This window comes from Limnohabitans sp. Hippo4, from assembly GCF_003063605.1.
In the GTDB taxonomy this organism is placed as follows: Bacteria; Pseudomonadota; Gammaproteobacteria; order Burkholderiales; family Burkholderiaceae_C; genus Limnohabitans_A.
Genome location: NZ_NESE01000002.1, coordinates 261,845 through 285,064 on the forward strand (window position 1 = coordinate 261,845; position 23,220 = coordinate 285,064).

A 23,220-nucleotide genomic window follows, 5' to 3' on the forward strand; every position below is an offset into this window, starting at 1 on the left:
GTCAGAACATTGGTCTGATGTCAGCACGAGACTGGCTTTCATTCAGCCATAAAACAAATATATAATCATGGGCTGTCGATCCTCTGCCCGCCGCGGCTGTTGCGCTTGTTCTCGTCTTCATGGTTGAGAGCTCGCAGCATAGAAGCCGCCTTTAGCGTAGCGTTGTGCACGATCGAACGTTGAAAGAGCTCAAAATGAATTTGATTCAAACTCTCGAGCAGGAAGAAATTGCCCGTTTGGGTAAAACAATTCCTGACTTCATGCCTGGTGACACCGTCATCGTTAGCGTCAATGTGGTTGAAGGTAACCGCAAGCGCGTTCAGGCTTATGAAGGTGTTGTGATTGCTAAGCGCAATCGCGGCTTGAACAGTGGTTTTACTGTTCGCAAAATTTCAAGTGGTGAAGGCGTGGAGCGTACGTTCCAAACATACAGCCCCTTGATTGCCAGCATTGAAGTGAAGCGTCGTGGTGATGTTCGCCGCGCCAAGCTTTACTATTTGCGTGATCGTAGCGGCAAGTCTGCACGTATCAAAGAAAAGTTGCCACAGCGCGCTGCCAAAACAGCAGCAGCTTAATCAGCTTCGCAGGTCTCACAAGGCCTGCATGAAAAAACCGCCAAGGCTTTCGCCAAGGCGGTTTTTTTACGCCCCTGTTTGACAGGGGCATGGGGTAGGGGAATTAACCGCGTGTAACTTTCAACACTTTAGCGCCCGTGCGCTTGGGTGCTGCGTGACCGCCAGCGTTGTGGGGTTTGAAGTTGCCTGCACCGATGACTTTGGGGCCACGGGGTGCAAAGCGATCGCCTGCGCCGCCGCGTGCATTGTCGCGACCACCCGGTGCGCGTGGTGCACGGCTGTCACGTGAATCAAAGCGGTCGCCACGGTTGTCTGGGCGCTGATCGCCACGGGGCTCAAATCGACCTTCGCCACCGCGAGGTGCGAAGCTGCGTTGTTCACCGCGGAAATCACCGCGTGGCTCGAAGCGGCCTTCGGGACGGAAATCACCGCGACCTTCAGGACGACCTTCAAAGCGGGGTGCAGGTGCGCCGCGGTTTTCAAAACGGTCGCCACGGCCTTCGAAGCGATCACCACCGCGGTTGCCTTCAAAACGAGGCGCGCCGCGTGATTCAAAACGGTCACCACCGCGATTGCCGCCAAAGCCGCCACCGCCGCCACCAAATGAACGGCCACGGCCGCCTCGGTCATTGCCACCACGGCCTGAGCGAGTTTCTGGGAAGTTGAGTTTGGGCTCCATGCCTGGAATCACTTCAGCTTTGAAGGGCTGACGGCTGTAAGCCTCGATGTCCATGATTTTGCGACGGTCGCGAATTTCGGCAAAGGTGATGGCCAAGCCATCACGGCCGGCACGGCCTGTACGACCAATGCGGTGTGTGTAGTCTTCAGCTTTCATGGGCAAGCCAAAGTTGAAAACGTGTGTGATGGTGGGCACGTCAATGCCACGCGCAGCCACATCGGTGGCCACCAAGATTTGAACTTGGCCATTGCGCAAAGCCATCAAGCGGCGATTGCGCAAACCTTGGCTCAAAGCACCGTGCAATGCAACGGCATCAAAGCCATCTTGCTGCAAGTCTGCTGCCAAACCATCGCACTCAATTTGGGTGCTGGCAAACACTATAGCTTGATTGATGGAGGCATCACGCAACCAATGGTCGAGCAATTTGCGTTTGTGCTGTGCGTTGTCGGCCCAGAACAAAACTTGCTTGATGTTGCTGTGTTTCTCTTGGGGTGAATCGATTTGGATTTTCTGAACAGAAGAACCACCATCGTGCATCACGCGCATGGCCAACTGTTGAATGCGCGGCGCAAATGTTGCGCTGAACATCATGGTTTGCTGGCGCTGGCTGGTGAGTTGATTGATGTCAGCCAAGTCGTCAGAGAAGCCCAAATCCAACATGCGGTCGGCTTCGTCGACTACCAAGAATTTAACTTTGTCGAGTTTGATTTGCATCGAGCGTTGCAGGTCAAGCAAACGACCTGGTGTGGCCACCACCAAATTGGCATTTTGCAACTTGGCAATTTGCAACTGGTAAGGCATACCGCCCACAATATTAGCGACGCGCAGGCCGCGGCAATGTTTCACCAAATCAATGGCGTCGTGTGCAACTTGCTGTGCCAATTCGCGGGTGGGGCAAACAATCAAGGCACCGGGTGAGGGGGCTTTGAAATTGCGTGCGTTGGTGGGGTCTTTGCGCTTGGGGCGCTTGGGTGCTGGCTCTCCATTGGCGGCGGCGTCGGCACAGGCTTTGGCAAATGCAGCGCGATCGGCTTCTTCTTCGGCGGCCAACTCTTGCAACAGGGTGTGCAACACGGGCAACAAGAAAGCGGCAGTTTTGCCTGAGCCTGTTTGGCTGGACACCATCAGGTCAATGTATTTGTGGGCTTCGCCCAAGGTTTCTTTGGGGAGTGCCAAAGGAATGGCTTTGAGCTGCACAGAAGTGGGTTGTGTGTAGCCCAGGTCGGCCACAGCTTGAACCAGTTCAGGGGCCAAGCCCAACAGCACGAAACCATTGGGTTGCTCGGGTGTGATTTCAGTTTCTGTGGTTTCGTTCACATTGGCAGCATCAAGCGCCAAAGTTTCAGTCACGAAAGTTTCGTTCTTAGAGGATTGCGCAGACGACAAGTCGTCCTGCACTTCAAAAGCGTCAGTCATATTTTTTTCTCGCACGGACGTCCGCAAGATTTGCGGTGGCGCCGTTCATGGTTAAAAAACATCAACCATCAAACGGAGCTCGGTGCTGTTTGAAGAGAGTGGGCATGACGTGTTGTCATGGCGCCATCTTTTCCAGTCGAGTGACTCTTATCAGTGAGTCAAAGGCATGAAGGGTGATGCACAAAGGCTGCGGCACGAGGCCGGTTTGCAGCTCAGCCGGCGATTATGGCACAGTTTTTTCAGTTTGTGCGGGTTTTCCCTGAAATGATTTGAGCGAAGCTCAAAGCTTGATGAAGTGCTCTCTGTAATGCACCAACTCTTCAATCGATTCATGCACATCGGCCAGCGCCGTGTGCTTCTGTTGTTTCTTGAAGCTGTTGAAAACTTCGGGCTTCCAGCGTTTGGAGAGTTCTTTCAAAGTACTCACGTCCAAATTGCGGTAATGCAAATAGGCTTCTAGCTTGGGCATGAATTTGACTAAAAATCGGCGGTCTTGGCTGATGGTGTTGCCGCAAAGAGGCGACGCATTTTTTGACACGTACTTTTTGATGAATGCCAAAATCTGTTCTTCAGCGTCTTGCTCCGTCGTGGTGGAAGCTTTGACTTTGTCAATCAGGCCACTGCGACCATGCGTGCCCTTGTTCCAAGCATCCATTTTGTTGAGCAACTCGTCACTTTGATGAATGACGCAGACAGGGCCCTCAACGCGGGGGGTGAGATTAGGGCCGGTGACAACAACAGCAATCTCCAATAGGCGTTCTTTTTCGGGGTCTAGCCCGGTCATTTCACAGTCAATCCATACCAAGTTGTCATCTGACTTGGAAAGCGTTGCGGCATGACTTTCTGCTGGGTGATGGTCGGGTGTAGGGCTTGTCATTTCAAAATACGGCTTTTCGTGAAGGTTCTGATTGTCGCTGATGTCAGCTGATCTACACTTCGGTCTATGAATCCGACTCTGACCCTGACTTATTTATTGGTAGGCGCGTTACTGACCAATGTTTTATTGAAACTTTGGTTGAACGCCAGACAAGTGCGCCATGTGGCCGGTCATCGCAGTGAAGTCCCCAGCGCATTTGCCAGTCATATTTCTTTGGCTGACCATCAGAAGGCAGCTGACTACACCTTGGCCAAGGCCAAAGTGTCTCAACTTGATATTTTGATCGATGCCGCCGTCTTGGTGGGCTGGACCCTGTTGGGTGGTTTAAGCGCCTTGAATGCCTTGGTGTTGACGTTCATGTCGCCTGGCATTTGGCAACAAGTCGTGTTGGTCTTGTGCTTCACCTTGATCGGTGGATTACTCGACTTGCCACTGTCCTTGTATCAAACATTTGTGCTGGAGCAAAAGTTTGGCTTTAACAAAATGACATGGTCTTTGTGGCTAAGCGACGCAGCAAAAGGTTTGGTGCTGGGGCTGGTACTCGGTGTGCCACTCATTGCATTGATATTGTGGTTAATGCAAGCAGGCGGCGTTTATTGGTGGCTCTGGACTTGGTGTGCCTTGGTCTTCTGGCAATTGTTTTTAATGGCCATTGCCCCCAATCTGATCATGCCCTTGTTCAACAAGTTCACGCCCCTTGAAGATGATGTCTTGAAGTCACGTGTGAATGGCCTGATGCAGCGAGCAGGTTTTACCGCAAAAGGTTTTTTTGTCATGGATGGCAGTAAGCGGTCAGCCCATTCCAATGCCTTCTTCACAGGCTTTGGTGCCAGCAAACGTGTGGTGTTTTTTGACACCTTGCTCAAGCAACTGTCACCTTCTGAAATGGAGGCTGTGCTGGCGCATGAGTTGGGGCATTTCAAACACCGGCACATTGTGAAGATGATGGCCACCAGTTTTGTCACCACCCTGTTGGGACTGGCCGTTTTAGGTTTTGCGTCTCAGCAAGTTTGGTTTTACACAGGATTGGGTGTCATGCCGAATTTGAATTCAGGCAATGAAGCTGTGGCCCTGCTGCTCTTCATGTTGGTGGTTCCAGTCTTCACATTTTTACTGGCCCCGCTGTCTTCTTGGCGCTCAAGGGTGCAAGAGTACGAAGCGGATGCCTATGCGGTTTCACAAACACCTGCGGCTGATTTGAAGTCAGCCTTGCTCAAGCTCTATCAAGACAATGCCTCTACATTGACGCCAGACCCTCTTTATGTGACGTTTTATTACTCTCACCCGCCGGCCAGTTTGCGATTGGCTCGCATGCAAGATGCGTAAACTCCATCAGCGCACACACACCAAAACCAAGGTGGCACAAGCCTTGGCGGCTTCAACGCAAGATGCCCTCAACTTGGGCTTGGTGGTGGCAACACATGGCCGGCATTGTGTTGTGGAGTTGGACGATGGCACTCGCATCATTTGCCATCCGCGAGGTAAAAAAAGTCAGGCAGTCGTGGGGGATCATGTCAGGTGGCAAGTCGCGGGGGATGAAGGCACGATTGAAAGTGTCATGGAACGAAAGAATCTGTTCTATCGCAGGGATGAAGTGCGAACCAAATCCTTTGCAGCGAACCTTGATCAGGTCTTGATCTTGTTGGCGGCAGAACCTGAATTTTCTGAAACCCAATTGTCTAGAGCCTTGATTGCGGCCGAGGCTGAGCACATCAAGCCTTTGATTGTTCTGAATAAAAGTGATTTGGGTGAAGCTTTCACGCAAGCTTGGCAGAGATTGACGGCTTACCGCCAAATGGGTTACACCGTCATGCCTTTGCAGTTGAAGACATCCAACGAAACCAATGACTCATTGCAGCTTTTGCAAGCAGAGATGGCGGGCAAAACAAGCTTGATATTAGGCCCTTCTGGCGCTGGCAAAAGTACCTTGGTGAATGCCTTGGTTCCTAATGCACGTGCGTTGACCGGGGAGATTTCGCAAGCGCTGAATTCTGGCAAGCACACCACCACCAGCACCTCGCTTTACTGGGTGGGTGACAGACCCGCTAGCCTGCAAAAAGAGAATACCGGAACTGCCATCATTGACTCGCCAGGATTTCAAGAGTTTGGTTTGCAGCATATTCCTCAAAATCAATTGGCCTCTTGCATGCTTGATTTAAAGCCATTTATTTCGACTTGCAAGTTCTACAACTGTACGCATTTGCATGAGCCAGGTTGCGGTGTATTGGCTGCCTTGCAAAAGGATGAGTCGCTGGCGCTTCAGCCAACCGAGGTGAGTACCCGGCGTCACCGAATTTATGCCCAGCTGTTCGAAGAACTAGGTCAGCAGCGTTGGTAAAAGTTGGGGCAACTTAGCCCAGCAGGTTTGACAATGACAGCAAGGCCACCAACACCAACCACATGATCACGGTACGCCAGACCAATCCGACAACCTGCGCAAAATGTGAAAGTTCGGGGGGGCGACCCGGTGTGCTGCTACTCCCTGGCGAATCGGGTTGCAATGCGGCGCCGCCCAATTGCACATTGATAGCACCTGACGTGGCTGCCAAGATAACCCCATCGTTGTCATCTGGAAACTTTTCGGAATGGTGACGCCATCCATCCATTGCATCCTCAAAACTGCCCATGATGGCAAAGCCCATGGCCGTCGCTCTGGAAGGAAGCCAATCGATGGCATGCCAAGCTTCGTGTGACACTGACTTCAAAGCGTCACTGATCCAATGGGTTTGGGTGGGATTGCCAGCGATGGACTGTTGCGACAAGCTGGCGGCTGACTCGCTGTAGCGTTTTGCAAATTCAGAAATGCGGTAGACCACTGCGCCTACTGGCCCCAAGCCTATGATCGATAGCAATGCATAGCTGAAGAAAACGCCAAAGACGTGACGGTGTGCAGACAAAATAGAGTGTTCAATGACATGCCGCACAATTTCATTGCGAGGCAGTTCATTGATTTCAACTTGTTGCCATTCAGCCAATAACTTTCGAGCAAGCGACTCATCGCCGTCATTTAACGCATCGCGGATGCCCGTGAAATGGTGACTGAACTGTCGGAACCCCAAGGTGACATAGAGCAATGCGACGTTCCAGACGATAGCAAAAAACCATCCTAGAAAAAACGCCAATAACCAGTGAATGAGGACGGCCAAGCCAGCAGGTGCGCCGATCATCAAACCCCAAGCAAGCCAAGCTTGAGAGCGCGTACCACCATCAACGTGCGAGGTGACCCAATCAGCCCACTTTCGCAGCCACTGGTGCAAAAAGTGAGTGGGGCTCATAGGCCTTGCTTGCTCGATGACGAGCGCCAAAAAGATGGAAAAAAAGCTCATAGCCGCATCATAAAGAATTCGCTGCCAATAAAAAGCGATAAAAGTTCCGAATCATGCCTGCCGTCGCGCCCCAAATGAAACGCTCAGTGGGGGGCTGTGTGGGCAAGCCGCTGGGTTCGTGGTACGGCATGGAATACCACCGTCGAGAAACCCCGTCGCGCTCCCACTTATGCAAGCGGTGGTTGGCTGGATTCATGAGAAATGCCAGGGGCACTTCAAAAACGGCCTCGACTTCGAAAGCATTGGGCGTGATTTCGTGCTGGGGGGAGACCAGTCCCACCACCGGCGTGATGTGAAAAGCTGTGCCAGTGATGTATTCGGGCAAGGTTCCCAAGATCTCGACAAACTGAGGGGCCAAACCTACTTCTTCTTGGGCTTCTCGGAGCGCAGCAGCCTCTACCGATGAATCTTCTGCATCGACCTTGCCGCCAGGAAATGCAATTTGTCCGGCATGCGAAGACAGGTGCATGGTGCGCTGTGTCAGAAGGATGTGTGGCTCAGAGCCTTGATCGCCTCTGAGCACGATGGGAATGAGAACAGCGGCCGCTTTGGCCGGACGTTGTCCTAGCGCGGGTTCACGTTTAACTTCAGGTGACCAATCAGGCGGATTTTTGAAGACCGCTTTCAATCGATCGGCCACCAAGTGTTCTTGCGACAAGGCGGGCCATTCACCCAAAGGGCTTGTCCATGGTATGTCGCGAGGGTCAAATCCCAATGAGCTTTTCATATGGTGTGTTCAATGGGGTAGCGTGAATTTCAAAATGGTTTTTGATAACTGGGGCACTTGATCTCGATGCGCTTTGGTGGCGCACCGACGTGATCGCGTTGCAATGCTGTAAGGCATCCACCCCAGACGCAACCCGTGTCCAAGGCCCAGATGTCCTGACGCTCAACAGCGCCCAAGGTTGACCAATGACCGAAGGCGATGGTGGTGTTGGCGGTTAGGCGTTGCGGGACTTCAAACCAGGGCATGTAGCCCTGAGGTGCCTTGGCCGCATTCTCTTTGGTCGCAAATTCCATGGCGCCTGTGAGTGAGCAAAAGCGAAGGCGCGTGAAAGCATTCAGTGCACAGCGCCAGCGCGCCATGCCTTGCAGTTGAGCTTGCCATTGTGCGGGCTCGTTGCCGTACATGTTCATGAAAAACGCATCGGCCTCGTCACTTTGCAAAATGTTTTCCAGTTCTCGGGCCAATGACAAAGTTTCTTCCAAAGTCCATTGAGGCAAAACGCCTGCATGAACCATCAAAACATCTTCTTGGTAAATGGCAATGGACTGGTGCTTTAACCAATGCAGCAAGGTGCCCTTGTCTGGCGCTTGAAGAATGTCGTTGAGGGTGTCGGATGCACCAGGCGCTCGCGCACCCGCTGAAAGGGCCAGCAAATGCAAATCATGGTTGCCCAAGACGCATTGAACGCTTGAGCCCAGACTGTAGAGGCGGCGCAAGACCGCCAGCGAGCTGGGTCCACGGTTGACCAAGTCACCCAAGACATAGAGTCGATCGCGGCTGGCTGAAAACCCCACTTGGTCTAGCATGTGACCCAGTGGTTCATCGCAACCTTGAATATCGCCCACCCAAAAAACTGACATTGACTTCCAAAATCAAGCTGAATGCGACATTGTCGATGTATTTCTTGAAGAATTGACCCTTGAAAGAAGAAGTGTGTTTCTTTCGAGTTCGGGCCTTGGCACAATCAGGGGATGGATTTTTTACTGATTGCACTGTTAACCCTCATCAACGGGCTCTTTGCCATGTCCGAGTTGGCATTGGCCTCCAGCCGCAAAGCCCGACTGGCGGCGATGGAAGAGGCCGGGGATAAAGGAGCAGCCACGGCGCTCAAACTGCTTGAAAACCCAACCCAATTTTTGTCGACCGTGCAGGTGGGCATTACCTCTATTGGCGTCCTGAATGGCATTGTGGGCGAGGCAGCTTTCAGTGGCGATGTTGCCGTTTGGCTGGTTGGCCTGGGCATTACAGAATCTGCTGCTGCCATCACGGCCACGGCCTTGGTGGTCACGGTCATCACGTTCACGACCATCATCTTCGGTGAACTGGTCCCCAAACGCATTGGCCAGCTGTACCCCGAGCCAGTGGCCAGGTTGGTTGCCAGGCCTATGGCATGGCTTGCCGGCATTGCCAAGCCGTTTGTAGGTTTGCTTTCACTGACCACCCATGCCGTTCTGAAAATGTTGCAAATCGACACCCGAGGCAACCGGGCAGTGACCGAAGAGGAAATCACGGCCAGCCTGGAGGAGGGTGTTGATGCAGGCTTGATTGAGGCCCATGAACATCAGATGGTTCGAAATGTATTTCACCTCGACGACCGCCCCCTAACCTCATTGATGGTGCCCCGTTTGGACATTGAATGGTTCGACGGCAGCTTAAGCGTGGCCCAATGTTTGGCAAAAGTCGGCCTTCAAGATGGGGCGCACGGACATTCTTGGTATCCCGTGTGCAAAAATAGTTTGGACAATGTTTTGGGTGTTGTCAGTTTGGCTCGATTGGTTTCAATCGATTCTCAACAGGACCCTGTTGAAAAATATGCCATTCCCGCTACGTTTGTGCCTGAAACCCTCAGTGGCATGTCATTGCTTGAGCAACTGCGAGGCAAGTCAGGACGCATGGTGTTCGTGGTGGATGAATACGGGGTTGTGCAAGGTTTGTTAACCCCGCGTGATTTGTTAGAGGCCATTACGGGTGAATTGCAACCTTTGCAGGTTGCCGACGCTTGGGCCAGTGCGCAAGAAGATGGTTCTTGGCTGTTAGATGGCCTAATGCCTATCAATGAGTTGAAGGCCAGATTGGAAATTAAGCAAATTAATGGCGAAGACCGAGGTTTGTTCAATACCTTGGGAGGATTTATATTGGCGGAATTGGGTTATTTACCTAAGGTTGGTGATACTCTAATTGCTGAAGATTGGCAATTTAAAGTTATTTTGTTAGATGGAAGAAGGATAGATAAGGTAATTGCTAAAAATAATCTAACTTGATTAATAATTTATGATTTTAATAATCAGATTATCGCCTTATTAAAATATAATAAAACATTATCTAACCCTCTAGCATCGATATATTAGGAAAATAAATGACCACTTCATACAAAGAATTGATTAAACAGCGAGATGCTCTGGAGCAAGCGATTGCGCAAGCGCGTGAAAATGAGTTGTCTGAAGCTGTTCGTCAAGTGCGCCAACTGGTTTCTGAATTCGGATTGACCGTTCAAGATGTATTTCCATCAGGCCGCGGAGCTGCCAAGCAAAAAAGTAGCACAGGATCAAAGGTTGCCCCTAAATACCGCGATCCAGTTTCAGGTCAAACTTGGACAGGGCGTGGCAAGGCACCAAAATGGATTGACGGCAAAGAGCGCTCTCCCTTCTTGATCGGGTAATTCAAACCCATTGATGTTACGAAGGCCACCCTGGGTGGCCTTTTTCATGTCGCCAAACTTGTAAAATCGAAATAAATATTTCAAGAGAAATTAATTTGACGACTCAATCGCCTCCAAGGCATATCGGCATCATCATGGATGGCAATCGACGCTGGGCCAAAAAGCGTTTTTTGCCGACTGCGATGGGGCATGCCGCAGGTGCAAAGCAAGTCCGTGACATTGTCGAAGCTTGTATCAGGGCAGACATACCCCATTTGAGTCTTTTTGCTTTCAGTACCGAGAATTGGCGCCGGCCAAAAGAAGAGGTTTCCGTCTTGATGAGTCTGTTTGCGAGTTATTTGCAAAGAGAAGTCGATGCGATGGAGGCCAATGGCGTAAGGCTCAAGGTTGTCGGCGATAAAACCAAATTCAGTTCTGAGCTCCAAGAATTAATTCTGCGTGCTGAATTGCAAACTCAGCACAATGAAAAAATCACGCTGCGTGTTGCGGCCAACTATGGTGGCCGCTGGGACATGGTGCAGGCTGCAAAGTCTTGGCAACTTCACAACCCGGACTTGAGCTTTGCTGCGCTGACGGAAGAGGGGCTTGCGGCTCACTTGAGCACGGCGGATGCGCCTGAAATGGACTTGCTCATCCGAACAGGTGGAGAGTCTCGCATCAGCAATTTCATGCTTTGGCAGGCCGCGTATGCCGAGATGTTTTTCATTGACGCTTTGTGGCCAGACTTTTCAGTGAAACAATTTAACGAAGCGCTGGCATGGTTCTCCAAACGCGATCGTCGATTTGGGTCAGCTGCACCTTTTTAACTTGGCTTGGCACTGGCTGCCATTTGCCGTAATTTGTCTTTTTTGCTGGGGCGTTTGCCTTTGATGCCGCCATTGGCAGAGCCTTGCTCTGGAACTGCCTGCGTTGCCTCGAACCCTTGAATGGTTTCAAGCGCGAGTTTCACATTGTGTCTTTTCTCAATCAAATTCCAATGATGCAGTGTTTCGGGGCATACAAAACTGATGGCCAAACCTGCTTCACCCGCACGACCCGTGCGGCCAATTCTGTGTGTGTAGTCGACGGCCGACCGTGGCAGGTCGTAGTTCACCACAGCGGGTAATTTTTCGATGTCCAGGCCGCGCGCAGCCAGATCGGTTGCCAAGACGACTTTCACACGATGCGCTTTAAAGTCGGCCAACACTTGTTGACGTTTACCTTGGCTTAATTGGCCATGAAAGGGTTCTGCAGCAATGCCAGCGACGCGCAGTTTGGCTGCCACAATTTCGCTGCTGTGTTGAGTGGCTACAAAAACCAACAGTTGTTTCAAATGGTCTGTTTTGATCAGGTGCTTCAACAGCTGAGTACGCTGAGGGGTGTCGGTGTAAATGGCGCGCTGTGCGATGACAGCGGGTTGGAGCGTAGTACTTTCAATGTGAATTTCAAGTGGGTTGTGCAACAAACTTTGCGCCAAGGATTCGATGCTGTTTGGACGCGTGGCGGACAAAAATAAATTCTGTCGTTTGTGTGGCAACTTAGCCAAAATCTGGCCCAACTCATCTTGAAAACCCAGTTCCAATAATTTGTCGGCTTCGTCCAAAACAAGCGTTTGAACTTGTGAAAGTTTCAATGCATTGTGATCCAGCAGGTCTAGCAGTCGACCTGGCGTGGCAATCAAAATGTCAGTGCCACCTCGCAAGCCCATCATTTGTGGGTTGATGGAAACACCACCAAAAACCACCGTGACTTTGCAAAGTTTGCCCAAATGTGCCGACAAACTCATGAAAGTTTGTCCAACTTGAATGGCCAATTCACGGGTTGGAACCAAAACCAAGGACTGAAGTGCTCTTTGATTTCTTCCCTCTTGGGTGCTTTGGGAAAGGCCAGACCGGGTCAGCTTCTCAATCAGGGGCAAGGCATAGGCGACTGTTTTGCCTGAGCCTGTGGGCGCAGTGACCCAGATGTCCTGGCCGGTGAGCGCTGCAGGAATGAATTCCTGTTGAACCGGGGTTGGCGCTGGATAGGTTTTGGGTTTAAGTGCGCGAAGCAACTCGGGCGAAAGGCCCAGATCGTTAAAAGACATAGGGCTCAAGCATAAGTGCATATGGCTTGATATACCAGCAGGGCGTGGCAAAATCATGCACTATGAATACACGCAAAGGCATTATTTTGGCAGGGGGGTCGGGTACCCGTCTGTATCCCGTGACACAAGCGGTCTCCAAGCAGTTGATGCCGGTGTACGACAAGCCTATGGTCTATTACCCCTTAACAACGCTGATGTTGGCTGGCATCAAGGATGTGCTGTTGATCAGTACACCGCAAGATACACCTCGGTTTACGGCGTTGTTGGGCGACGGCAGTCAATGGGGCATGAACATTCAATACGCAGTTCAGCCAAGTCCTGATGGCCTGGCACAGGCATTCATCATTGGCCGTGAATTTGTGGGCGCAAACCCGAGTGCTTTGGTATTAGGTGACAACATTTTTTATGGTCATGACTTGGTCAAACTGATGCAGCGCGCTGATGCACAAACCAAAGGAGCCAGTGTTTTTGCTTATCACGTTCACGATCCCGAACGCTATGGTGTGGTGGCATTTGACGGTCAGCAACGTGCGCTGAGCATCGAAGAAAAACCCTTGAAGCCGAAGAGCAATTACGCGGTAACAGGTTTGTATTTTTACGATTCACAAGTCTGTGACATTGCAGCCAACATCAAGCCCTCAGCACGCGGTGAATTGGAAATTACCGACGTCAACCGTTGGTACCTTGAACACCAGCAACTCCATGTGGAAATCATGGGCAGAGGTTATGCTTGGCTCGACACAGGCACGCACGACAGTTTGCTCGAGGCTGCGGGTTTCATTGCGACTCTTCAAAAACGCCAAGGTTTGATGGTCGCTTGCCCAGAAGAAATAGCATTTGCCCAAAAATGGATTGATGCTGCGCAGCTTCAAAAGTTGGCATCGCCTTTGGCTAAAAACAGCTACGGTCAGTATTTGTTGAATCTGATAAAGGCAAATTGATGCCCTATACCGTCACGCCCACCAATTTGCCGGAAGTTTTGATTTTGCAGCCTCAACTATTTGGGGATGCGCGTGGTTTTTTCTTTGAAAGTTTCAATGCGCGCGATTTTGCCAATGTCACTGGCCTAGATGTTCAGTTTGTACAAGACAATCACAGCAGATCGACTCAAGGTGTTTTGCGTGGCTTGCATTACCAAATTGAACATGCGCAAGGCAAACTGGTTCGTGTTACCCATGGGGAAGTTTTTGATGTCGCTGTTGACATGCGCAAGTCATCCGCAAATTTTGGAAAATGGACCGGCTGTCATTTAAGTGCCGAAAATGCAAAGCAAATGTGGGTGCCTCCCGGATTCGCACATGGCTTCTTGGTGCTCAGTGAATCAGCCGAGTTTTTGTACAAAACCACGGATTACTGGTACCCAGAGCACGAGCGTAGCCTGCTGTGGAGTGACCCTGCGCTCGGCATTGAATGGCCTTTGCCAGAGGGACTTCAAACGCCTTTGTTGGCTGCAAAAGATGCGGCAGCTATGCCGCTCTCACAAGCACAAGCCTACTAATCCTAGCCGATGAAGCGAGAGCCTCTTTATTTGAGAGGTGGGAGCGCGTAGGCCTTGATGGCACTGAGTTGGCCCAACGTTAATCGGTTGCCATGTTGGCTGACCACAGCGGCTGCAGCGTGATTGCCCAGCGCGGCAGCTTGGTTTGGAGCGTAACCCTTCGTGACGGCATACAAGAATGCACCGGCAAACATGTCGCCAGCGCCGTTGGTGTCAATGGCTTTGACTTTTTCAGCTGGCACATGCCAAGACTGATCGGCTGTCAATACTTCAGAACCATCAGGGCCGCGAGTAAAGCAAACTGTTTTTGCCAATTTTTTCAATGCGCTTCGAACGACTTCCAGATCTTCGGTGCCGCACCACACCAGGGCTTCTTCTTGGTTGCAGAACAAATAATCAACACCGTCACCCAGCATGGCATCTAAGCCAGCTTTGCAAAATTGAATCATGCTGACATCACTGAGGGTGAGCGCCAAGGCCACGCCTGCTTCGCGTGCAATCTGTCGCCCTTTGAGTGCTGCATTCAAACCTGTAGGTGATGCAGCCAAGTAGCCTTCCATGTAATAAATCTTGGATTTGACAATGTCTTGGGCGTGCAGGGCAGCGTCGTCCAGTTCTGCTGAAACCCCCAGAAATGTGCACATGCTTCTTTCAGCATCGGGGGTGACCAAGACCATGCAGCTGCCGGTTTGTCCCTCCGAAGCGCGTGTGTGCGTGAGGTTGGTATCAACGCCTTGGGCTTGAAGGTCTTTGACGTAAAAATCGCCCAAATTGTCGTGCGCTACTTTGCAGGAATAGAAAGCTTTGCCACCCAATTGCGCCAAAGCCACCACCGTGTTGCCGGCAGAGCCGCCGCCAGTTTGCCTGGGTTGGAGGTGGGTGACATGGTCCAACAACTCTGCGCGACGGGGGGTGTCGATCAGTGTCATGTGGCGCTTGCTGATGCCCATCTTTTGAAGCATCGCGTCAGAAACTTCGTATTCGGAGTCGACCAAGGCGTTGCCAATGGCGTAGAGATCGTAGTGGGACATGGAAGGGCGTAGATCTAAATCAAAGAATGGCCAAGTTTAATGCCTTTGTCTGCGCTCGCATCGTTAAAATAGACTCATGGGTTCGCAGACCCGCTACGTGTGGACAAGCTGATGAGCTTTTCCTTTTATGATTTATTTTAGGGATCAAGCCTGCGATGAAACGCGATTATTTTTCTCATGCTTCCAAAGAAGCCCATCGAAGACATCAAGATAACCCTGCGCAACGATGTATTGCACTCGTTGATGCACGCTATTTGTCATGGCTAGCGCAGCATGCCCAAACAAAATCCAAGCAGGAAAGTGTGAACAGGCAGGGCTTGTCCCAATTTTTGGGCGATGCGTTGTCACAAGCAGGTTTGGACCTCGATGTCCAAAGAATTTATTGGTACTCTGAAGATCAAGAGACATTGGATGTGGACGGTCAAATTGTTCGCAGAGTTCTGTCGCACGATGCCGATGGCGGCGTGTCACTGCTCCAAAGCATGGGCCAAGATTTGAGCCGTTTGGCCCAGCACGGTGCTTGTGATCATGTGCTGTTGGCGTCAGACGACGAACGCTTGTTGACTGCGATTGACAACGCACAGCTGACGGGGATGTTTGTCCACATTCTGGCGGATGATGCCGCTCGCAACATGCCTAAATTGCACCAAACTGATCCTGGATGGGGTCGCTTGTTGTCGCAGGCCGACCGGCGTATTGTGGTTCAACCCAAAGCACTGGCCGAAATTCTCCAGGGTGTGGTGTCCAAGGAGGGCAATGCAGTGCCTGAGGACCCAGAAGTGATTCGCCAGACCATGACCGAGGTGATTCAGTCATGGTGGGCAGAAGAGCCAGAAGATAAGCGTGAAGAGTTGCGTGATGAACTTCACATCAATCGCGGAATCCCGCAAGAGGTTGATCGCCAGTTGCTGCTCCGCATGCGCCATCGATTAACGAGAGCGCTTTCGTTGCCCGAGAAAAAAATGCTCCGTGAAATTTTCAGAGCCGTTGCATTTGACACTCTCTCTGCAGATTCAGTTCAAACGCCAAGCACGCAACCGGTTGTTCCATCGATTGAAGAGCCTATTTAACGAAGGCCCGAAAAGGAGTACACCATGTGGCAAAAGGTCTTTGGTATTGCGCTACTGATCGGTGGAGGGATTCCTGCTGTTGTAAATGCTACAGAAGAGCATCAACGCATCGCAGCTGAATTGTTGCCCATGTCCTTGCAAACGAGTTGGAACGCCAACAAGCCGCATCTAGGAAAGTTTGGACATTGTGCGGCTGCTTTTGATAGCCGAACGGACGACAGCAAAATGGCCTTTGCGTGCTCTATTTATGTCAAATTGTCTGCGGTAGCGCAGCGCAAAGCCATCCAACATTGTGACGAGCAGCGTGAAGCCCGTCACATCAAGGCACCGTGCCAATTGATTGGCAACTAAGGCATCAGACCCAAAATGCTGCCATGCATGCGCACTAGATTTTCAATTGCCCCGCTTTATTTTTTGGGCAAAGTGCCGCCACTCTTCACGCACTCGTCCAGTGATTTGAAGGGCGTGAATTTCTGAGTTTTTTCGTAGCTGGCACTGCTTTTATCGTGGCAGATGCCGCTGTCCGATTTTTTGACAACGACTTCGGCAACTGCTGTATTGGCAGGTGCACGGCCACCACTTTTCAAGCAAGCTTCCATGTTGGGAAAGGTTTCGAATTTCTTAGTGGTGCCATAACTGGTGCTAGATTTATCATGACAAATGCCAGCCTCAGATTTTTTGACGGCAGGATCTGCTGCTTGGGCTAATACTGCACTGGCGCTGAGCAGCGTCAGGCAAGAGGCGATCAATGTGAGGGTTAAACGAGTTTTCATTGAGGTCTCCTAAGTTGGATGGCGTGGGTTGCTGCAAGCGTGCAATCAATTGCAATCACTTTTCACGATTGGCATGCTATCGCATCTGGCAAAGTTTGCTTAATTTTGCGTTGTTTTTTCGAGTCGACTGACGTCAAAACCCATCAACAACAGCCGCTGCGTCAAAGCCTTGTAGGAAGTTTCTGAAATTTGAGGGGTGCGCGACAAGATCCAGAGGTATTTTTTGCTGGGATCGCCCACTGCAGCAAGTTGGTACTGCGGGTCTAAATCCAACACCCAGTAATCTCCCCATACCAAGGGAAGCCAACCTAACCAACTTGGCGCAAAACGCACTTCAAGCTGCGCTGGCAGCCCATTGGCGCGGGGTCTGGCCATGCCCAAGGCTTGGATCATTTCACCATTGGCTGCTTGGCATTGATTGAGAACTTGAATTTCTGCAGGGTTGATCAGTTTGTATGTCGCTTTGGTGTTTTGAGCGCAATTGCGTTGAAACCAGTTGGAAAGTTTGGCAATTTCATACCAACTCCCCATGTATTGGTTGATGTCGAGTTGGTCAATTGATTTCACTTGGGCCGCCTGTGTCGCAATGGGAACGGCTAGACTCAAACCCATCAAGCAACAGCAGAAATGCTTGAAAAAAAGTACACCAATTTGTTTTGTCACATCAAGCCTCAAAGTCAATTAGAAGGATAAGTTGACGATAAAAAATCTGGCATGGTGTCGCCAATCTTCACCAAGGCCTTGGGCCCTTCTCGCAACGAACCATCCCAGATTAACCAGCCATACAAAGCAGCCATGGTCATGCCTGTTGCAGCTTGGCCAGGCAAGCCAACACGCTCTGCGCCTCTGCGAGCACCGTCGATGAGCCAAGCTGGAAGGCTTCGGTGGTAAGGGTTGCGCATTACTTCGCCGGTGTGCATCGCAGTTGCCGTCATCATTTGTCCTACTTCAGTGGGACTCAAGGCCAGCATCAGTCGAGGCGAGAGTTGCGTATTCCAATATTCAGAAAGCAACAAGTGACAGCTTTCTGTGAGTTTGGCCAAAGGCAAAGCCTGCATCAACAAATGATAAGTTGCGCAATGGGTGGTGTGGCCGTCCATGGCATGTGGAACAATGATCATGCGCGGCTTGAAGACTTGGAGTTGAATGGCCAGATTGGCAACGCAGTTGAGCCAATGCGGACTTTGTGCTTCAAATGCTTGGAGCGTGATGTTCTCAAAAGCATGTTCCTGAATTCCCAAGGGGCTGGCCAAATCAAACCCCAAATAGTTGCAAGCGGCTTGGGCTTCATGCCAGCGCGCTTGCCTGCGATCCGTTTGACTGCCTAGCGTGATGGACAAGTTGACCACTCGCCAAGCTTCTTGGTGTCGCATTCGAAGCGCCAAGCCACCCACCAGCGATTCGTCATCGGGGTGAGGAGCGCAAATCAGACAGCAAGGGGCGTCTTCTGCAGGTGCGTGAGATGAAATGGGTGCAATGGGAAGATTTGGCTCAGGCGAACTCAAAGCTTGCAGATAAGCATTGACCATGTCATCAAAGGGTGTGCTCATGCTGAATGGTAATTCAAGTTCACAAAGAATGGATGACTGTATGTACGAGACAAACTCGTTTGGACGATTTTCTGGGTACCATTATGATGAAAAGTACCCTATCTGAGAGAGCCGATATGACATTGATGACTTCAGTTCGCAGTTTGTTTGCATCCGCCGCATGCTTGCTGAGCGTTTATTCCCCCGTTGCGAATGCACAAGAGCAAACATTGAACATTCTGTGTTCGGTGCAATCTGATTGGTGTAATTTAATCCAAGTGACTTTTCCTCGGGTGACGGGCATCAAAGTGAATATTTTGCAGCGCAGTACGGGGGAGGCCTTGGCCCAAGTGAATGCTGAAAAAGCCAACCCGAAAATTGACATTTGGTTTGGGGGCACCGGCGATCCTCATTTGGCTGCTGCACAGTTGGACTTAACGGCGGTTTACCAGTCGCCTGCGCTGGCCCAATTGCACCCTTGGGCCAAGGCGCAATATGAGCAATCTGGGGGGAGGTCTGTCGGTTTGTACTTGGGGCCTTTGGGTATTTTTTACAACAAAGAAGTTTTGGCCAAGCGCAAGTTGCCAACACCCACCTCTTGGGCTGATTTACTCAAACCAGAATACAAGGGTGAAATACAAATGGCCAATCCAGGTTCAAGTGGCGCTGCCTACACGGCCTTGGCCACTTTGGTTCAATTGATGGGTGAGTCGCAAGCTTGGGACTACATGGCCAAACTGCACCGCAACATGAGCGGGTACCCCCGTTCAGGTGAAGCCCCTATCAAGGCTGTATCGCGTGGTGAAGCAGCCATTGCGATTGGCTTCATCGCTTTGGCGCCTGGCGAAAAGGCTGCAGGCTTTCCCATTGAAGCCTTCACGCCTGCGGAAGGAACTGGGGCAGAGATCGGCAGCATGTCCATCATCAAAGGTGCGCCTCATTTGGAGGCTGCAAAACGTTTTTATGAATGGGCTTTGACACCTCAGGCGCAACAATTTGCATTTGCTGCCAGGGGTTTCCAAGTACCTTCGAACATGGCAACCGTTGTCGATCCACGCGTGCCAGACGTGAAAAAAATCAAGCTGATCAAGTACGACTACAACAAATATGGGCAGGCGGCCGAACGCAAACGGTTGATTCAACTTTGGGAAGACAAAATCAAATCCTTGCCTCAATGAAAAAAGGGACTCAATGAGTCCCTTTTGCTGAGCCATGGTTAATTATTTTTCCAAGTGGTAGCGCGTGACACGTTCCACCTCATTTTTAGAGCCTAGGATCACACTCACGCGTTCGTGCAGTTGTTGAGGTTGAAGGTCCAAAATTCTTTCGCGGCCGTTGGTCGCGGCACCACCGGCTTGCTCGATGAGCCAGCTCATCGGATTGGCTTCGTACATCAATCGCAACTTGCCCGCTTTGTGGGGTTCACGCTTGTCCCAGGGGTACATGAAAATACCGCCACGCGTCAGAATGCGGTGAACATCGGCCACCATGCTGGCAATCCAGCGCATGTTGAAGTCTTTGCCGCGAACACCCTCTTTGCCTTGCAAACACTCGTCCACATAGCGCTTGACTGGGGCATCCCAGTGGCGCATGTTGCTCATGTTTATGGCGAACTCTTTGGTGTCTTCGGGAACTCGAACGTTTTCTTGGGTGAGCACAAATGAGCCTTGCTCGCGGTCTAAAGTGAACATGGCCACGCCATCTCCCACGGTAAGAACCAGCGTCGTTTGTGGGCCGTAGATGCAGTAACCAGCAGCGACTTGTTGGTGGCCGGGTTGTAAGAAGTCTTCTTCGCTAAGAGCCTGTTGGCCTTCCGCTTTTTTAAGCACACTGAAAATAGTGCCAATGCTCACATTCACATCAATGTTGCTAGACCCATCCAAAGGGTCAAACATCAACAGGTATTCACCTTGAGGGTAACGGTTAGGGACCAAGTGAATGGTTTCCATTTCTTCGGACGCCATGGCCGCCAAATGACCACCCCATTCATTGGCTTCGATCAACACTTCATTGGCAATGATGTCCAGCTTTTTCTGAATTTCACCTTGAACGTTTTCAATGTCAGCACTGCCTAAGACGCCACCCAAGGCGCCTTTGTTGACCGCGTGGCTGATGCTTTTGCATGCCCGCGCAACCACTTCAAGCAAGAGACGCAACTGCGAAGGAATGTGACCCTTGCTGCGTTGTTGCTCCACCAAATAACGAGACAATGAAATTTTTTGGGACATGGACATGACTCCGGTAGAAGGGTGTTATTCGGCCAAAGCGCGGGAGACAACTTCGCGTACATCGTCGCTCAAGTCAGATTTGGCGGCAACGCGCTCAATGGCTGCTTTGGCTGCCTGGCGGTAGGGTTCTGCCAGCTTTCTCCAACGGTCCAAGGCCCGAGCCAGGCGCGCTGCAACTTGTGGATTGATGGCATCCAATTCAATGACGCGCTCGCTCCAGAAGACATAGCCTGCTGCATCGCTGCGATGGAAGCCGCCAGGGTTGGCGCTGCAATAGCTGAAAATCAAACTGCGTGCGCGATTGGGGTTGCGCAAGTTGAAGTCTGGATGCTGCATGAGTTGGCGAACGATAGGCAAAATGTTGCCGCCTCGGTCGGGCGTGCTGGCTTGCAATGCAAACCATTTGTCGATGACCAAATCCTCGTTCTTGAACAGCGCGTGGAATTGCGCCAAGGCCGATGATGCCAATTCATGTCCGCTGCCCACCAGTGCAGCTAAAGCGTTGAAGCGGTCTGTCATGTTGTGCGCATCTTTGAACGCTTGGAGGGCTTTGCCTGGCCAAACGGATGTGCCTTGATGCTGTGCAACCAAGCACAACATGTGGAGGGCCATGCCGCCGAGTGAGCGTTTGCCACTTGAAATGGCATCAGGTGAGTAAGGGCCCAGGACGCGGTTTTGCTCGTAGCAGGTTTCCCATTGCGCAAACAAACAGGTCGCCAATTGCAATTTCATGGCTTCACGAACGGCGTGAACTTGTTGCGGATCAACCGATTCCAACTGTTCAGAAATGTAGGTTTCTGAGGGCAGTGTGAGTACCAATTCTTTGAAGGCGGCGTCCAAGTCGGGATGTTGAAGGACAGCACGCATGGCGTCAATGAAGTCAGTGCCCAACACCTTGTCTGTTTGCGTGTTGCCGCCGCTGCGAATGAATCGAAGTGCGGCTTGAACAGCCAAGCGTTGTCCCGCTTCCCAGCGATTGAAAGCATCAGGGTCGTGTGCCAGTAAAGTGAGCCATTGCGTGTCAGTCAATGCGCAGTCTAAGTTAACGGGTGCGCTGAAGTTGCGAAGCAATGAGGGGGTCGGGGCGTTTTCAATGTTTTCAAAAACAAAGCTTTGAGACGCTTGGTTAAGCACCAAGGTTTTGCTTTGGTTCGCCGTGCCGGATTCGCCTTGCAATTGAACATTCAAGGACTGTCCCGTTTCGCTCAAAAGACCCACAGTGACGGGGATGACAAAGGGTTCTTTCACAGTTTGATCGGGTGTTGGCGCGCAGCTTTGTGAAAGCGTCAAGGTGAAGGTTTTCGCTTCACTGTCATAGGAACTGTTGGCGTGAACACGCGGCGTACCAGATTGGCTGTACCAGCGTTTGAACTGCGTCAATTGTTGCGCCAAGTGTGAGTGGGGGTTGGCATCTGCAATGGCTTGTGCAAAGTCATCGCAGGTCACTGCCTGACCATCGTGGCGCTCAAAATACAGCTTCATGCCCTTGGCAAAACCTTGCTTGCCATCTTCGTCTCCCGGTGCGCTGAGCAGGGTTTGCATCATGCGAACCACCTCGGCGCCTTTTTCATAAATGGTGACGGTGTAGAAATTGTTGATTTCTACGTAGGCATCTGGCCTGACTGGGTGCGCCATCGGGCCTGCATCTTCCGGAAATTGAACCGTACGGAGAACGCGTACATCTTCAATGCGTTTGACGGCGCGGGCACTTGCAACGCCAGCCATGTCTTGGCTGAATTCTTGATCGCGGAAAACAGTTAGGCCTTCTTTGAGAGAGAGTTGGAACCAATCTTGGCACGTGATGCGATTGCCCGTCCAGTTGTGAAAATACTCATGACCCACAACGCTCTCGATACCGGCAAAGTCGGCATCCGTCGCCGTGGCAGGACTGGCCAGCACAAATTTCGTGTTGAAAATGTTCAGGCCTTTGTTTTCCATCGCGCCCATGTTGAAGTCGCTGGTGGCCACAATCATGAAGCGCTCTAAATCGAGAGGCAAACCAAAACGCGCCTCGTCCCAGGCCACACTGGCCATCAGTGAGTTCATGGCGTGTTCGGTCTTGTCCAAGTCGCCAGGGCGCACGAACACTTGCAGCAAGTGCTCCTTGCCTGATCGCGACACGATTCGCTGTTCACGCGCCACCAATTTGCCTGCAACCAATGCAAACAAGTAGCAAGGCTTCTTGTGCGGGTCAATCCATTTGGCAAAGTGACGACCGTCGTCCAGGCTGCCTTGTTCCACCAAGTTGCCGTTGGACAACAACACGGGGTATTGCTGTGCATCGGCACGCAAGGTGACGGTGTAGCTGGCCATCACATCAGGTCTGTCGAGAAAGTACGTGATGCGGCGAAAGCCCTCGGCTTCACATTGCGTGAAGAAAGAATCACGGCTGACGTACAGGCCAGACAGTTGTGTGTTTTTAAGCGGATTGCAAGTGGTGAAAATTTCCAAGTCAAAAGCGTCGTGGCCTTCGGGTAAATTTTCAAGGACCAGCTGGTTGCCGTCCATTTTGAAGGAGGTACCTCCGCCATTGACCATGACGCGCGCCAAGTTCAACTCTTCGCCATCGAGGCGCAGGGCTTGGGGTGCTACATCAGGGTTGCGGCGTACACGCATTTTGTTGAGCACGCGTGTTTTGGTGGGGTCTAAATCAAATGTCAAATCGACGGTGTCGATCCAAAACGCCGGCGCTGTGTAATCAACACGGCGGATGGCTTTTGCAGGGGCTTCAAGCATCACAAAAAATCTCCATGGGTCGGTGCAACAC

Annotated in this window: 23 protein-coding genes; 11 read left to right on the top strand and 12 right to left on the bottom strand. The window is 51.4% G+C overall.

The window, feature by feature from the left end; translation table 11 throughout:
• Positions 1-194 precede the first annotated feature (194 nt).
• Positions 195-575: a 50S ribosomal protein L19 gene (rplS, locus tag B9Z46_RS06710; RefSeq protein ID WP_055362017.1), complete on the top strand. Its 381-nt coding sequence runs from the start codon at positions 195-197 to the stop codon at positions 573-575.
• 103 nt (positions 576-678) lie between these two features.
• On the opposite strand, the gene B9Z46_RS06715 is transcribed toward rplS, so the two are convergent.
• Together B9Z46_RS06715 and orn are read right to left on the bottom strand one after the other, a co-directional pair.
• A complete protein-coding gene (locus tag B9Z46_RS06715) occupies positions 679-2,670 on the bottom strand; it encodes a DEAD/DEAH box helicase (protein WP_108255117.1) in 1,992 nt (663 codons plus the stop codon).
• Between the two features lie 280 nt (positions 2,671-2,950).
• Positions 2,951-3,547, bottom strand: a complete 597-nt coding sequence (gene orn, locus B9Z46_RS06720; protein WP_108255119.1) for an oligoribonuclease — start codon at positions 3,545-3,547, stop codon at positions 2,951-2,953.
• Positions 3,548-3,613: 66 nt separating this feature from the next.
• Between orn and B9Z46_RS06725 the strand changes: the two genes are divergently transcribed.
• Both B9Z46_RS06725 and rsgA read left to right on the top strand, forming a co-directional pair.
• A complete protein-coding gene (locus B9Z46_RS06725) occupies positions 3,614-4,873 on the top strand; it encodes a M48 family metallopeptidase (RefSeq protein ID WP_108255121.1) in 1,260 nt (419 codons plus the stop codon).
• Positions 4,866-5,885: a ribosome small subunit-dependent GTPase A gene (rsgA, locus tag B9Z46_RS06730; protein ID WP_108255123.1), complete on the top strand. Its 1,020-nt coding sequence runs from the start codon at positions 4,866-4,868 to the stop codon at positions 5,883-5,885. Before B9Z46_RS06725 ends, rsgA begins: the two co-directional genes overlap by 8 nt.
• 13 nt (positions 5,886-5,898) lie before the next feature.
• Here rsgA and B9Z46_RS06735 read toward each other — a convergent pair whose 3' ends face one another.
• Genes B9Z46_RS06735 through B9Z46_RS06745 form a run of 3 tightly spaced genes read right to left on the bottom strand, consistent with a single transcriptional unit; the run spans position 5,899 to position 8,460 of the window.
• Positions 5,899-6,873, bottom strand: a complete 975-nt coding sequence (locus B9Z46_RS06735; RefSeq protein WP_108255125.1) for a CobD/CbiB family protein — start codon at positions 6,871-6,873, stop codon at positions 5,899-5,901.
• A 7-nt stretch (positions 6,874-6,880) separates the two neighbouring features.
• On the bottom strand, positions 6,881-7,600 hold the full coding sequence (locus tag B9Z46_RS06740) for a CoA pyrophosphatase (RefSeq protein WP_108255127.1): 720 nt from the start codon (positions 7,598-7,600) through the stop codon (positions 6,881-6,883).
• A gap of 29 nt (positions 7,601-7,629) precedes the next feature.
• Positions 7,630-8,460, bottom strand: a complete 831-nt coding sequence (locus B9Z46_RS06745; protein WP_108255129.1) for a symmetrical bis(5'-nucleosyl)-tetraphosphatase — start codon at positions 8,458-8,460, stop codon at positions 7,630-7,632.
• A gap of 111 nt (positions 8,461-8,571) precedes the next feature.
• Here B9Z46_RS06745 and B9Z46_RS06750 point away from each other — a divergent pair, with 111 nt between their 5' ends.
• The 3 genes from B9Z46_RS06750 (at position 8,572) to uppS (ending at position 11,065) form a co-directional block, all read left to right on the top strand.
• On the top strand, positions 8,572-9,861 hold the full coding sequence (locus tag B9Z46_RS06750; RefSeq protein WP_108255131.1) for a hemolysin family protein: 1,290 nt from the start codon (positions 8,572-8,574) through the stop codon (positions 9,859-9,861).
• 95 nt (positions 9,862-9,956) lie between these two features.
• On the top strand, positions 9,957-10,259 hold the full coding sequence (locus B9Z46_RS06755; RefSeq protein ID WP_108255133.1) for an H-NS family nucleoid-associated regulatory protein: 303 nt from the start codon (positions 9,957-9,959) through the stop codon (positions 10,257-10,259).
• A gap of 77 nt (positions 10,260-10,336) precedes the next feature.
• A complete protein-coding gene (uppS, locus tag B9Z46_RS06760) occupies positions 10,337-11,065 on the top strand; it encodes a polyprenyl diphosphate synthase (RefSeq protein ID WP_255416927.1) in 729 nt (242 codons plus the stop codon).
• Here uppS and B9Z46_RS06765 read toward each other — a convergent pair.
• The gene (locus tag B9Z46_RS06765) at positions 11,062-12,324 is read right to left on the bottom strand and encodes a DEAD/DEAH box helicase (RefSeq protein ID WP_108255137.1); all 1,263 of its coding nucleotides are present in this window, start codon (positions 12,322-12,324) and stop codon (positions 11,062-11,064) included. The two genes, uppS and B9Z46_RS06765, sit on opposite strands and share 4 nt — an antisense overlap.
• Before the next feature lie 62 nt (positions 12,325-12,386).
• Between B9Z46_RS06765 and rfbA the strand changes: the two genes are divergently transcribed.
• Both rfbA and rfbC read left to right on the top strand, forming a co-directional pair.
• Entirely contained in the window at positions 12,387-13,265 is an 879-nt protein-coding gene (gene rfbA, locus B9Z46_RS06770; RefSeq protein WP_108255139.1) for a glucose-1-phosphate thymidylyltransferase RfbA, read from the top strand.
• On the top strand, positions 13,265-13,822 hold the full coding sequence (gene rfbC, locus B9Z46_RS06775) for a dTDP-4-dehydrorhamnose 3,5-epimerase (RefSeq protein ID WP_108255142.1): 558 nt from the start codon (positions 13,265-13,267) through the stop codon (positions 13,820-13,822). Before rfbA ends, rfbC begins: the two co-directional genes overlap by 1 nt.
• A 26-nt stretch (positions 13,823-13,848) precedes the next feature.
• On the opposite strand, the gene B9Z46_RS06780 is transcribed toward rfbC, so the two are convergent.
• Positions 13,849-14,853 (bottom strand): adenosine kinase, encoded by a 1,005-nt coding sequence (locus B9Z46_RS06780; protein WP_108255144.1) that lies wholly within the window; start codon positions 14,851-14,853, stop codon positions 13,849-13,851.
• 155 nt (positions 14,854-15,008) lie between these two features.
• On the opposite strand from B9Z46_RS06780, the gene B9Z46_RS06785 reads away from it, so the two are divergent.
• The gene (locus B9Z46_RS06785; RefSeq protein ID WP_108255146.1) at positions 15,009-15,923 is read left to right on the top strand and encodes a hypothetical protein; all 915 of its coding nucleotides are present in this window, start codon (positions 15,009-15,011) and stop codon (positions 15,921-15,923) included.
• A 24-nt stretch (positions 15,924-15,947) separates the two neighbouring features.
• Positions 15,948-16,274 carry a hypothetical protein gene (locus B9Z46_RS06790; protein ID WP_055361247.1) on the top strand — a complete coding sequence of 109 codons (327 nt, stop codon included), beginning with the start codon at positions 15,948-15,950 and terminating at the stop codon, positions 16,272-16,274.
• 56 nt (positions 16,275-16,330) lie between these two features.
• Here B9Z46_RS06790 and B9Z46_RS15205 read toward each other — a convergent pair whose 3' ends face one another.
• The 3 genes from B9Z46_RS15205 to B9Z46_RS06805 all read right to left on the bottom strand — a co-directional run bounded on the left by B9Z46_RS15205 (position 16,331) and on the right by B9Z46_RS06805 (position 18,246).
• Positions 16,331-16,696 carry a hypothetical protein gene (locus B9Z46_RS15205; RefSeq protein ID WP_199220566.1) on the bottom strand — a complete coding sequence of 122 codons (366 nt, stop codon included), beginning with the start codon at positions 16,694-16,696 and terminating at the stop codon, positions 16,331-16,333.
• A gap of 99 nt (positions 16,697-16,795) precedes the next feature.
• The gene (locus B9Z46_RS06800; RefSeq protein WP_199220567.1) at positions 16,796-17,308 is read right to left on the bottom strand and encodes a lipocalin family protein; all 513 of its coding nucleotides are present in this window, start codon (positions 17,306-17,308) and stop codon (positions 16,796-16,798) included.
• A gap of 65 nt (positions 17,309-17,373) precedes the next feature.
• Entirely contained in the window at positions 17,374-18,246 is an 873-nt protein-coding gene (locus tag B9Z46_RS06805; RefSeq protein ID WP_108255148.1) for a PIG-L deacetylase family protein, read from the bottom strand.
• 125 nt (positions 18,247-18,371) lie between these two features.
• Here B9Z46_RS06805 and B9Z46_RS06810 point away from each other — a divergent pair, with 125 nt between their 5' ends.
• Positions 18,372-19,403 carry an ABC transporter substrate-binding protein gene (locus tag B9Z46_RS06810; protein WP_108255788.1) on the top strand — a complete coding sequence of 344 codons (1,032 nt, stop codon included), beginning with the start codon at positions 18,372-18,374 and terminating at the stop codon, positions 19,401-19,403.
• A 42-nt stretch (positions 19,404-19,445) separates the two neighbouring features.
• Here the strand turns inward: B9Z46_RS06810 and B9Z46_RS06815 are convergent, their stop codons facing one another.
• Positions 19,446-20,453, bottom strand: a complete 1,008-nt coding sequence (locus B9Z46_RS06815; RefSeq protein ID WP_055362013.1) for a class 1 fructose-bisphosphatase — start codon at positions 20,451-20,453, stop codon at positions 19,446-19,448.
• A gap of 24 nt (positions 20,454-20,477) precedes the next feature.
• Positions 20,478-23,189 (bottom strand): aminopeptidase N, encoded by a 2,712-nt coding sequence (pepN, locus tag B9Z46_RS06820; RefSeq protein WP_108255151.1) that lies wholly within the window; start codon positions 23,187-23,189, stop codon positions 20,478-20,480.
• Positions 23,190-23,220: the final 31 nt, after the last annotated feature.